Raw genomic sequence first — 11,806 nt, forward strand, 5'->3', positions numbered from 1 at the left:
AGACTAGCTATTTTGCCCGTGGCAACGTCTCTCTAGGTGGGCTGGGGAAATGGCGAGTAACACACCGAGTCCGCCACGAGTTGGCGACACGACGATTCCAGACGCACTGACTGCAACCACGTTCCTCGCAACGACGGACGGGGGTATCGCACGGGCCAGTTTCGAAGACCGCGAGTGGGGGGTCTCACACGAGCTTGTCACCAAAGACGTGCGCTGTCTCGCAGTAGACCCGACCACTCCGGCGATACTGTACGCCGGAACGCAGGGAGACGGGGTGTATCAATCGGTAGACGGTGGCGAGACGTGGGAGTTTCTTGGCCTCGACGGCGTGGTCGTGAAATCGCTCGCGGTGAGTCCACACGACTCGGCGGTCATCTACGCCGGGGCGAAACCCGCGGCCATCTACGTATCGAGAGATGGAGGACTGACGTGGACGAAGCCACCGGGCTTTTCGAAGATTCCCGGCCGTCGGCTCTGGTTTTCACCGGCCGAACCGCCGTTCGTGACGGCGTACGTCCAAGCGATTGCCCTGTCGCCAACCGACCCGACCCTCGTCCTCGCAGGGATTGAGTTCGGCGCGGTCGTCAGAAGCACCGACGGTGGCGAGACGTGGACTGGGCACCGGCCAGGTGCGATTCGCGACTGTCACAGCCTCGCGTTCCACGCCACCGACGGCACCCGCGTGTACGAAGGCGGTGCCGGGTTACGGGGGCGGGCAGGAGCGACGAGCACTGACGGCGGAGAGACGTGGATTGCACCGACGAACGGCCTCGACCGGTCGTACGGCTGGGCGGTCACAGCAGACCCCGAAGACCCAACGACGTGGTATCTGTCGGCTTCGACCGGCCCGTTCGCGGCTCACGGCGAAGAAAACGCCCGCGCCTACATCTACCGCTGGCAGGAAAATGGGCCGTGGGAACGACTCGCCGGAGGCTTGCCACAGCCGTCGTTTGCGATGCCGTATGCGCTCTGTACGCTCCCGGGCGAACCCGGCCTCGTCGTCGCGGGGATGAGCGACGGGTCGGTCTGGTACTCGGCCACCTCCGGCGACGCGTGGGAGCGACTCCCGTTCTCGCTCGGGTCGATTCACCGGTCGCTCGTGCTCGCGCGCTGACTCACTCCCGCGAGTCGTACTGCTGGTAAATGACGTGCCCACACGCCTTGCAGTGGGAGGCGTCCCGGTCGTGGTAAGCAAGCCCACAGTTCTCACAGACGACGTTGACGCGCTCTTTGTACGTCCACTCTTTGATGATGCGACTCGCCTGCCACGGGATGATGATGATGCCGACGATGATGGCAGAGACCGTCACCCAGCGCCCGGCGTCGGTGATTGGCGTGATGTCCCCGAATCCGACCGTCGTGAGCGTGACGACGACGAAGTAGAAGGCGTCGCCGAAGTTGTTGACCGTCGGGTTCAACTGGTGTTCGAAGCTGTAGAACAACCCGGCTGAGACGAAGAAAATGGTCAGGACGGTGAGTGCGAGTTTCATCGCCCGCAACGAAGAGAGCGACACCGTGCCGAAGAAGAACTCCTCGTCTGCGGTAAACCGGTAGAAGCGAAGCGCCCGCACCACCCGGAGCACTCGCAGGAAGCCGACGTTGAACACGACGAGGTCGACGGTCGGAAACAAGAAGATGAGCAGCGTGGGGGCAATGGCGAGCAAGTCAATCATCGTGTAGGGGTTGAGCACCTCTGCGAGTCGATTTCGGGCGCTGTAGATGCGAAGCAGGTACTCACCGAGGAAGACGAAGCTAATCGCCACTTCAAGCTGGAACAAGATGGGCATGTACGGCTCTGCGAACGCGTAGGTTTCAAGGATAAACAACGCGATGAAGACGAGAATCAGTGAGAGGAGCGCGACGTCGATGGTCTTCCCGACGAGCGTCTGGTGGTCAACCAGATAGAAGCGAACCCGCTCGCGGGACGTGAGCTCATCGACAGCCGAGGCGTGACCAGCCATACCTGTCTGTAGCCCTGCGAGGGCTAAATAGCATGTTCCCGTTCAGGTGAGCGTCTCGTCAAGCCAGTCGTAGATGACGCCGTGGGCGAGCGGGAGATTCCCCAACTGACAGTGGTCTGCTGCGCCCTCGTGTTCCTCGAACACGCGCAGGGTGGTCGGCCCGGCTATCGCGTCCACGAACTCATAGACGAGCGGGAGGGGGATCAGGTGGTCGTCCTCCCCAGCGAGCGCGAGCGTCGGACAGGTGATTCGATGAGCGACGTCTCTGAGTGAGTAGGCTTTGAGCGTAGAGAGGAGGCCAGCCATGTCCGTGCCGAACACCCATTCTGCGTTCTGCCGTTGCCAGCGCGACCCGGCATCGACGCGGGCAGCAAGCGCCGCGACGCCGTTTACGAGCGCACCCGGCAGGTACGTGAACAGGCTCGCAACGGCTTCTTGTCCGTAGGCAGACGCCGCCCAGAGGTCGTAGCAGTGGTCGAACGCGATGCACGCCGCCACTCGGTCGTCGAACGCGGCAGCCCGCGGGGCGTAAAACCCGCCCATGCTGACGCCGAGCAGGGCGATATTCGACGCATCGACGACGGGTTCCGTCTCAAGAAAGTCGAGTACCGGCCCGACGACCGTTTCCCACTCCGTTCGCGCCCGCATCGACTCGTATCTGAGCAGATCGCCCTGTCCGGGGCCGTCGAAGATGAAGCAGGCGTAGCCGCGTTCGAGCGCCGCGGGCACGCCACACAGGAAGTAGAGTTCTTCGGCTATCGAGTCGAAGCCGCCGAGACAGACGAGCGTCGGGCGAGGCTCCTCGCTGTCGTCGGGCGCGAACAGATACCCCGAAATCGCCGTGTCCTCGAAGGGAAGTTCGACCGTTTCGACGGGCGTGTCGAGGAAGTCGAGTGCGGCGCGGAACGTTTCACGGCTTCGGTCGTAGGTGGGCAGGCGTCGCGCGTCGTCACCCGCTAAGAAGAACTCGGCCGTCCGGTAGTAGGTGTGCGCTCGGAAGAACGCGCCGCGGGCGGTCTCGTCGCGTCCCTCGTCACGGGCGCGTTCTGCCTCGCTCGCGACCCGATCTGCGGTGCGTCGCCACTCGGTGTGCCACGACTCGAACTCACCCGCATCGATGCGTTCTGCGGTGGAGAGGCACTCGCCAAGTGAACTCCCCTCGTAGGGCGCGTACGCAGTGGCTCTGAGCGTCTGATAGTCGAACGTCTCGTCGGCAAAGTGGACGCGCATACCGTACCTACACGTCACTGAAGCAAAATGATTCGTGACCGGTTTCGAGAAAAAGGTGGCGACGTGGCGTGGTGGGGGCCACGTCGCCGGAATGGCACACAGGTGGTCGCCAGTGCGACCGGGTCGGGGAGGATTACTCCTCTACGATGAATTGGCCGGCTATTTCAACCACCTCCTCCATGCCTTTTGGCTGGTCGACGGCCTCCGGGAACGGGTTCGCCACGTTGAGTTCGTTCAGGAAACTCGCGTGGCGTGCCTCGACGCTGTGGATGCCCGCGGCGGCCGCGAACACGTCGTCGTTCGAGACGGAGGTTGCTGCGCCCGCGTAGGCCGCAACACCCGTGTTTTCGAGTGCCTTGCCAACGGCGAGGAACTCAGAAGGCGTCTCGTAGCCGAAGTCGTAGTTCGCTTCTTCGACCGGCGTCCCGCCGAGTTTTTCGATGGTGTCGGCAATAGCCGTCACGTGGGCAGACTCGTGTTCGCCGATGGCGGTGAGGCGGTCTGGAACCGTCATGCGGAGTTCGTCGTCGTAGTCCGAAAGGACGCTCGCGTTACGGAGTTCGTCCGCGCTGAACGTCTCAAGGCCTTCGCGGTAGAAGACGGCCTCTAAGTGTTCGAGCGTGAGCGCGTAGTTCAGGAGGTCCACGTCGCTCGTGCCGTCATCTTCCTTTCGCATCGGCGTCTCCATCGAGTCACCGCGCGCAAGCGCACTGCTGTCGTTCGGGTTCTCAGTTATGAACCCGCCAGCGATTTCGATGACTTCCTCCATCGACTTCGCCTCGTCTACAGCCTTCGGGAACGGGTCTTCGGAGTTGACGAGATTGAGGAAGCTCGCGTGGCGCGCTTCGACGCTGTGGATGCCGAGGGCGGCGGTGAGCACGTCGTTGTTGACGATAGACGGCGCAGCACCCGCGTAGGCCGCAACACCCGTGTTTTCGAGTGCCTTGCCAACGGCGAGGAACTCAGAAGGCGTCTCGTAGCCGAAGTTGTACTCGGCTTCTTCGACCGGTGTGCCACCGAGTTTCTCGATGGTGTCTGCGATGGCTGAGACGTGAGCTGCCTCATGTTCGCCCGTTGCTTTCAGGTAGTCTGGAACCTGCATCCGGAGAGTCTCGCTGAAGTTGCTCAGCGCGTCGGCCTGCGTGAGTTCGTCATCCGCGAACGTATCGAGACCATCACGGTAGAACGCGTTCTCCAAGTGTTCGAGTGTGAGCGCGTAGTTCAGGATAGCAACGTCCGGGTTGGCGTCCATCGAGCCGTCTTCGGTCGTGGTCATGGTTCCGTCAGTCGTCGTCATGCCACCGTCTTCGGTCGTCGTGGTCGTTCCCTCGCCACCGGAGCTGCCGCCCATACAGCCAGCGAGGGCGACGCCGCCGATGCTGGCAATGGTGCCGAGGACAGTGCGGCGCGAACTGAGGGCGCGACGGTCAGTTGGGGTTGGGTCGGAGTCTCTCATAGTGCTGAATCAGAACGGAGCGCGAATCGACACATGAGGGTTTGCCGAACTGTGACACCACTGGGACACCACTCTCACCCAAATTCGTTCGAAACTGGCCGTAATCGACAGCGAATGCTGTCGCTCATTGGTGGGAGAATGGGAGAGATAGAGGAGAAAATTTAGTAGACGGCGTCGAGAATCGCGGCGTCGAGGTCGTCGAACTGCGTCAGGTGGGCGAGACGCTCGCCGCGCAGGTCAACGTTTTTCTGCTCGAAGTCCTCGACGTGGTCTGGGACGTAGAACTCGGTAATGTCGATGCCCGGCACGTTCGTCGGGATGGTGAGGCCGGTTTGCTCGTCGCGCTCCCAGGAAACGGTGCCGCGAGCGATTTCGCGGAGGATGGTGACGGACTCGGTCACGCCGATGTCCTGTGCGTTCGCGCCGATGTGGCCCGTGTTGAGGACGTAGCACTCGACGCCGAGGTCGGAGACGAGTTCGCGAAAGCGGTTGCCCTCCTCTCCTTTCGAGCCGATGATGAACGGATTAGTGCCGACGACGCGGATGGACTCACCTGCCTTCGATGGGTCGCCCGCGCTGGTCTCGATAGACTCACCGAGCATGAACGCGACGGCGGCCTCTTCGGGCGTGAGTTTGGCGACTGGCGGCATCACGGGGTTGCGCGTGATGAAGAACACCTGGTCTACCTCGGGCAGGTCGATGTCTGCGTCTGCGGAGGCGAGTTGGTCGCGGACGATGATGGCCCGCCCGTTGCTGGTGTGGAGGTCGGAGTCGAAGTCAACCGTGCCGTCCGTGTCGACATCGACGTTTTCGAGGATGGCCGATTCGTGGGTGACGGCGTCGTACATCGCTGGCTGTTCGTCCGCGTCTAAGCCGATGGTTTTGACGAACAGGCCGTTGCCTTCACTGCCCGCGACGGTGCCGTCGGGGAGGAGCGCACACACGTCGTCTTGGAGCATCGAGGCTTCCTCGTCGCCGTCGAGCCAGAGGCCGTGGGCGGTGAGTGTGGACTTGCCCGTCGCAGAAAGCCCGAGGAACAGTTGGCCAACGTCGTTCAGGTCGCCGTCGTCGTCTTTAAGCGTGACGCGCTTGCTGCCCGCGTGGAGGCCGAGGCCGCCTGCTTTCTTCGCGTAGTACATGTGCAGGCGGAGGAACGACTTTTTCGCCTCGCCGGTGTAGTCGCTGCCGAGAACTGCGGTGACACCCTCGTCTGGAAGGATGCGAACGGCGATTTCGTCCCACTCTGGAAGCTGGATGGTGACGAAGTCGGGGTCTGCGTCGTCCGCGACGGGTTCGAACAGTTTCGCCCACGCGAGCGCGATGCGGGCGAACTCCTTTTGCACGTACAGACGGCATCGGTAGGAGTGGTCTGTGTGTCGGCCCATCAGGCGGTCTACACAAATCATCGCTTCCGTTTCTGCGTAGTCGACGGCCGCATCGAGGTAAGCGTAATCCTCGTCGTCGAACTCCGCGTCAACGGCGTTTTTCGTCTTGTCTGCGTTCCGCGAGCGCTCCTCGCTCACGTAGGACGGCGACCCGAACTCGGTTGTGATTTCGTCTCCGCGCGCAAGCTCGCGGAGTTCGTCGAGCGATGGGTTGTAGAGGACGTTGTCTGCCTCTTTTGGATTCGGAAGTGCTGTTTTGAGCGACTGGGCTGATGTAGCCAGGTCCGTCATTATTCAATCAACAGGAGTTGAACGCTATAACTATACAAGGTTCACGGCCGATATCGTTAGCGAGAGAGTGTGTAACACCCAAATACAACGATTTACAGAGATTGGAAGGTGCGGACTGAATCGGCCCGACTCGCGGGAAATCGAACACGATTGTTCGGTAATTTCTGAACGTTTGTGAGCGAAAATCGAGCATTTTTCGAGAATTCCGATAGAATCGGTCGCGTGTGTCACCACCACACACTCGGATCGAAATCGCCTTCCCGTAGCGTTTTATTGCATCTCGTCTTGTGTCCACACATGTCACGACGTGACTCCCGTGTGGTCGTCGTCGGAGCCGGCGTCTCCGGGCTGGCCATCGCCCGCGAGTTGGCTCCCGACCACGACGTGTTGGTGTTCGATAAAGGCGGCGTCGCAGCCGATACTTCCTCGCGCGCGTCGGGGATGATTTCACTCTCGCTCGAGCCGTTCCCTGACGAGTGGGCGACGTTCGCGCTCTCACAGTTTCGAGACCTCGATGGACACGGCATTTTCTCGTTTACCGACCGCGACACCGTCCGCCTCGTCCCCGAAGAAGACGCAGCAAAGTACACCGACCAGGCACCCGAGGGTGGCGCGTACCTCACAAAAGACGAACTTCGCGCGCGCTACCCCGACGCCTTCGCCGACCTGTCGGCTTACGGCGGGGCGCTCCACTACGACGGCACGGGCTACTTAGACGCCCTCGATTACACGATGACGCTCAAGTGGGCCGCAGAGCAAGCGGGCGCAGCCGTGTTCCGCGACCACGAGGTCACCGGCCTGCGCGTCGAAGACGACGCAGTCGTGGGCGTCGAAACCGAGTACGGCCCCATCGACGCAGACCACGTCGTCTACGCGACGGGCTGGAAGACCCGCGACCTACTCGCGGACTACGTCGAACTCCCCGTCAAGCCGCTTCGCTGGAACGCCATCGTGGTCGAACCCGACACGCCGCTTCCGGCAGACGCCCCGATGGGCTCAGAGCCGACGATGCGCGTCTACTGGCGCACGACCGACCGCGGCGACGTGCTCATCGGCGGGAACGAACACCTCCTCTCAGACCCCGAAGGCACGCCAATGGGTGTCCAAGAGGCGTTTCGAGAGGTGGTGACCGATCGTGTTGCACCTCTGCTCGCGGGTGTCGAAGACGGCGACATCCGCCGCGAGGACTGCTGTCCGACCGCCGACTGCGCCTCGCCCGACGGTCTGCCGATCATCGACGCCCCCGAAGAAGTCCCCGATGGACTCGCTTTCGTGACGGGCCTCCACGGCCGCGGCGTCATGCTCTCGCCCGTGACGGGCCGAGCGATTCGGTGTCTCGTGACCGGCGAAGACGCCCCGTTCCCGATGGAACCCTTTGAACTCGGTCGGTTCGAAGACCGGTCTCCTGACTTCGAGTACCGAAGCCACTGGGACTGACTCACTCGTCTTCGATGTGGCCGATGACCAGCGTATCTTCGAGGAGTGATTTCATCCCGCGGCGAAGGCGCTCTGAGAGCGCTTGATGGGAGACGTCGAACTCGTCTGCGAGGTCTTCGAGCGAGGTCTCGCGAGGGATTTCGAAATAGCCCGTCTCGACCGCGCGAATGAGCGTGTCGTACTGGTTCTGGGTGAGTCCGTATCGGCCAACCGGCTCCTCATCGAGCTCTCGAATCGAGTGAACCTCGAACGAGAGGTCTGCCGCTTTTGAGAAATCGACGTTCTGTGAGAACAGCTCTCGGTCCGGATACATCACCCGGAGGTTCCACTGGTCGCCCCGTCCGTAGGCGTTCATCACGGTTGCCTTAGAGTCGGTGAGCATACTGAGCAAGAACTGGATTTTATCGACCCACTCCATACGATAGAGAAATTCGTCACCCAAATCAGCGAGCAGTGTAACCGAATCGACGCTGTCGTCTTCTGCCAACAGCGTCTCTAATCGGTCTTTGTCGACGCCGTGAAACCAGACGAGCGGCATGACGCTTTCTTTGCCGCTCTGGACGATTCGCTCGACATTGACTTCGATAGGGAGGTCAGACCGCAGCACATGGGCGAGCGCGAGATCAGTTGCGGGAATCGAACCCCGCACAATGACGACCATAGGTCACCGTATCTTGCAGCCGAGTTATACGTACTTGCCACACCTCGCTTCGGGTGACAGTTGCAGAGTCCGGAACACGATGATTCAGGACGTGTCTAGTAGCTGTATCCTTTAATGCCACGCTGCGCGTAGGACACAGGAATGGCCCCGCTTCGAACCCGGTTGCCGCCCCCACCAGCCAAGCCCGAATTGGCGGTGTTCGCCTCCGGCATGACCAGTATGGGATTAGAGATTCTCGCAGGCCGCATGATTGCGCCACAGTTCGGGAGCAGTATTTTTACGTGGGGGAGCATCATCGGCGTGTTCCTCGCGGCGCTCAGCCTCGGCTATCTGCGCGGCGGCGCTTCTGCGGCCTCGCGTGCCTCACACAATCGGTTGGTGCGACTGTTGCTCGGAACCGCCCTCTACGTCGCGGTGGTGATTTTCGTTGGAGACACGCTGTTGCGGGCGTCTACGGCGTTCCCGCTCCCGAGTCGATTCGCGTCGCTTCCGGCCATCATCCTGCTGTTTGCACCCCCGACCTACCTGCTCGGGTTCATCAGTCCGTACGCGGCAGAACTCTCCGATAAACAGAGCACTGGGGCCGCCTCGGGGCGGGTGTACGCGATTGGGACGGTCGGCAGCATCCTCGGTGCGTTCGGCACGACGTTCCTCCTCATCCCGTCGCTTTCGATTACCCAAATCGGCCTCGTCCTCGGCCTGATCGCCGTCGGAACGGCCGTCCTCATCGCCCGTCCGGGGATGACGACCGACCAAGCGGTGGGCAGCGCGGCGGTCGCGCTCCTGCTCGTCGCAGCCGCCGGAAGTGGCCTTGCTGGGTTAAGCATCGAAGGCCAAATCGTCTACCAGACACAGACGCCGTATCAAGAGTTACAGGTCATTGACTTAGGCGACACGCGGACGCTCTATCTCGACGGCCAGCGCCACAGCGCGATGGACCTCTCTGACCCCAATCGCCACGTCTTCGGCTACACGCGCTACTTCCACCTTCCCCTGTTGATGAACGACGACATCGACAACGTCCTGTTCATCGGCGGCGGTGGCTTCACCGGCCCCAAACGCTTCGTCGCTGACTACAACGTGACCGTCGACGTCGTCGAAATCGACCCGGAGGTCATCTCGGTCGCAAAAGAGTACTTCGCGGTCGAAGAATCCGACCGACTCCGCATCCACAACATGGACGGCCGCCAGTATCTCAGACAAACGAACCAGACGTACGACCTCATCGTCTTAGACGCCTACCAGAAGGACAAAGTGCCGTTTCAGTTGACCACAGAAGAGTTCATGCAACTGGCAGAAAGCCGCCTGAGCGACGACGGCATCCTGTTTGCCAACATCATCTCAGCGCCACAGGGCTCTGCCTCACAGTTCTACCGGTCTGAGTACAAAACCATCGACGCCGTGTTCCCGCGGGTGTACAGCTTCCCAACGGTCGATGCTACGGTCATCCAGAACATCGAAATTATCGCTACTAAAAACGGGACGCTCATCACCCGTGAGGAGTTGCTCGCGCGGAACACCGAACGCGACATCGGCATCGACCTCAGAAGCGAGATACGGAACTACCGCGCAACGGAGAACACGGCCGATGTGCCGCTGCTCAGAGACGGCCAAGCGCCGATTGACAGCCTGCTCGACCCGCAGGTCGACCAGCGCTACGTGATTCAAGAGACGAATCGAACGAACGCGACGGCGACAGGCTAAAAAACGGCGTGACGGCGGTTACAGACCGCCCACGGAGATGAGGAACAACGCAACCGAGATGGCGGCGAACAGCACGCCAACACCCTTTTTGATGACGTCCGTGTCGAGCCGCGAGGCGACGTACGGTGCGATTTGGCCGCCGGTCACGGTTGCGGGAACCGTCCAGACGACCATGTTCCACGGCGTTGAGGCGAGGTCCATCGCGTGCCCGCCGATCAGTCCGCCACCGAAGACGTGGACGAGCGAGGCGAGGACGGCCGTCAGCGCGACGACGATGTGGTTCGTGCCGATGGCGACTTTCACGGGAATCTCAGAGCGGAGCATCGAGATGATACCGAGTTCGCCAATCCCGAAGCCTGCGAGGCCCTGGAACACGCCACCGATGCTGTAGTTGCCAAAGCGTTCGAGATACCCAGAGCGCTTATAGCGGAAGGTGTTGCCGTCGCGGTCGACGCGGGTTACGGTGCCGTCGTCGGTGACCGTGACACCCGCCGGGCCGAGCTTGTCGTCGTCGTCGGGGAGGTGCGTGCCACCGTCTGCACTGACCTCGGCGTCTACGTCTGCGTGCGCGTCATCCGGCTCTTCGTGGCTCAAGTCTGCTTTGAACAGCAGATACGCCGCGACAACGAGCGCGACGCCGAGCAGGAACTGGAAGATTGGCTCTGGAATCACGAACGACAGGAGTGCCCCGCCGATGACGAACGGCACGGAGCCACCAACGAGCGTGAGCGCGAGTCTGCGGTCTACGAGTCCGTACTGGATGAACGCGAGTGCGGAACTCGACAGGCCAAAGGACTCACTGATGAGGCCAATCTTCACGATGGTTTCCGGTTCCAATGGGAACGCGAACACCGGGAAGATGAAGATGAGAAACGGCACGAACAGCGCCGAACCGCTGATGCCGACCGTGTTCACAATCGTCGCTCCGAGGATGAAAAACGGGAACAGCCACCAGTATTCGAGCCAGTAGCTCGTCCCCGCATCCGCGGGGGTCGGGGCGGCGAAAACCACTCCGAGGATGAACAGGACTGGTGCGGCGAACACCAGAACGTGTTGGTACTTGAGGAAGGTTCGCTTGAGTGTGCTTGCGTCCGGAGCCTCGCTCATGTCGGTGCTCGGGAGCCAATGGTTCAGCCCTAAAAGAAGTTTCCTTTGAGAAGTGGCAGTATTCGCCTATTGGGGGGGTGAACAGCCGGAATTCGGACGAACTATCATGTAAAGTTCGGGGTGAAATGCGTACCCATACCGCGCCAGAATCGAGGGAGAAACCGGGCGAGATTACCGGTCAACACTGACGAGAGCGATACCGGCTTGCTGCTCGCCAGTGGCTGGTGCGGAGATACGACTCGCGACGAACGCGGTTGCTCGCGGTGTGTAGTGTTCGTAAAGAAACGAAGTGTTTTGCTGTCGCCCGAGGGCGACTGAGAAATCCGATTTACGCGCGAACGATGTTCGTTGCGCGTGGGCCCTTTGGGGCCTGTTCGATATCGAATTCGATTTCGGTACCTTCCGTAAGGTCCTCACCGCCGACATCTTCCATGTGGAAGAAAACGTCGTCGTCAGACTCGTCCGTCGCGATGAAACCGTAGCCGCCCGTGTCGTTGAAGAAATCAACTTTACCGTTTGCCATTACAACTCAACAGAGACCGACCACACGGATAAGGGTTGTGTATTTGTGCGT

10 protein-coding genes are annotated in these 11,806 nt (G+C 61.3%); 3 read left to right on the forward strand and 7 right to left on the reverse strand.

The features are described from left to right. The first annotated feature begins 49 nt into the window (after nucleotides 1-49). Nucleotides 50-1,114 (forward strand): WD40/YVTN/BNR-like repeat-containing protein, encoded by a 1,065-nt coding sequence (locus V5N13_RS05415; protein WP_336359927.1) that lies wholly within the window; start codon nucleotides 50-52, stop codon nucleotides 1,112-1,114. Between the two features lies 1 nt (nucleotide 1,115). Here V5N13_RS05415 and V5N13_RS05420 read toward each other — a convergent pair whose 3' ends face one another. The 4 genes from V5N13_RS05420 to V5N13_RS05435 all read right to left on the reverse strand — a co-directional run bounded on the left by V5N13_RS05420 (nucleotide 1,116) and on the right by V5N13_RS05435 (nucleotide 6,323). Next, complete coding sequence (locus tag V5N13_RS05420) at nucleotides 1,116-1,961, reverse strand: ion transporter (protein WP_336359928.1); 846 nt, start codon at nucleotides 1,959-1,961, stop codon at nucleotides 1,116-1,118. Between the two features lie 42 nt (nucleotides 1,962-2,003). After that, nucleotides 2,004-3,191, reverse strand: coding sequence for an alpha/beta hydrolase family protein (locus V5N13_RS05425; RefSeq protein WP_336359929.1), 1,188 nt, complete (start codon nucleotides 3,189-3,191; stop codon nucleotides 2,004-2,006). A gap of 133 nt (nucleotides 3,192-3,324) precedes the next feature. Continuing rightward, the gene (locus tag V5N13_RS05430; RefSeq protein ID WP_336359930.1) at nucleotides 3,325-4,647 is read right to left on the reverse strand and encodes a ferritin-like domain-containing protein; all 1,323 of its coding nucleotides are present in this window, start codon (nucleotides 4,645-4,647) and stop codon (nucleotides 3,325-3,327) included. Between the two features lie 161 nt (nucleotides 4,648-4,808). Next, complete coding sequence (locus V5N13_RS05435; protein WP_336359931.1) at nucleotides 4,809-6,323, reverse strand: phosphoenolpyruvate carboxykinase (ATP); 1,515 nt, start codon at nucleotides 6,321-6,323, stop codon at nucleotides 4,809-4,811. 297 nt (nucleotides 6,324-6,620) lie between these two features. Here V5N13_RS05435 and V5N13_RS05440 point away from each other — a divergent pair, with 297 nt between their 5' ends. Further along, on the forward strand, nucleotides 6,621-7,760 hold the full coding sequence (locus V5N13_RS05440; RefSeq protein ID WP_336359932.1) for an NAD(P)/FAD-dependent oxidoreductase: 1,140 nt from the start codon (nucleotides 6,621-6,623) through the stop codon (nucleotides 7,758-7,760). A 1-nt stretch (nucleotide 7,761) separates the two neighbouring features. Here V5N13_RS05440 and V5N13_RS05445 read toward each other — a convergent pair whose 3' ends face one another. After that, nucleotides 7,762-8,421 carry a helix-turn-helix domain-containing protein gene (locus V5N13_RS05445; protein ID WP_336359933.1) on the reverse strand — a complete coding sequence of 220 codons (660 nt, stop codon included), beginning with the start codon at nucleotides 8,419-8,421 and terminating at the stop codon, nucleotides 7,762-7,764. 141 nt (nucleotides 8,422-8,562) lie between these two features. Between V5N13_RS05445 and V5N13_RS05450 the strand changes: the two genes are divergently transcribed. Then, nucleotides 8,563-10,125, forward strand: coding sequence for a spermidine synthase (locus tag V5N13_RS05450; RefSeq protein WP_336359934.1), 1,563 nt, complete (start codon nucleotides 8,563-8,565; stop codon nucleotides 10,123-10,125). Between the two features lie 18 nt (nucleotides 10,126-10,143). Here V5N13_RS05450 and V5N13_RS05455 read toward each other — a convergent pair whose 3' ends face one another. Next, nucleotides 10,144-11,232, reverse strand: a complete 1,089-nt coding sequence (locus tag V5N13_RS05455) for a sulfite exporter TauE/SafE family protein (RefSeq protein WP_336359935.1) — start codon at nucleotides 11,230-11,232, stop codon at nucleotides 10,144-10,146. 328 nt (nucleotides 11,233-11,560) lie between these two features. After that, complete coding sequence (locus tag V5N13_RS05460) at nucleotides 11,561-11,755, reverse strand: cold-shock protein (RefSeq protein ID WP_332899843.1); 195 nt, start codon at nucleotides 11,753-11,755, stop codon at nucleotides 11,561-11,563. Nucleotides 11,756-11,806: the final 51 nt, after the last annotated feature.

The organism is Haladaptatus sp. ZSTT2, assembly GCF_037081775.1.
Taxonomy (GTDB): domain Archaea; phylum Halobacteriota; class Halobacteria; order Halobacteriales; family Halococcaceae; genus QDMS2.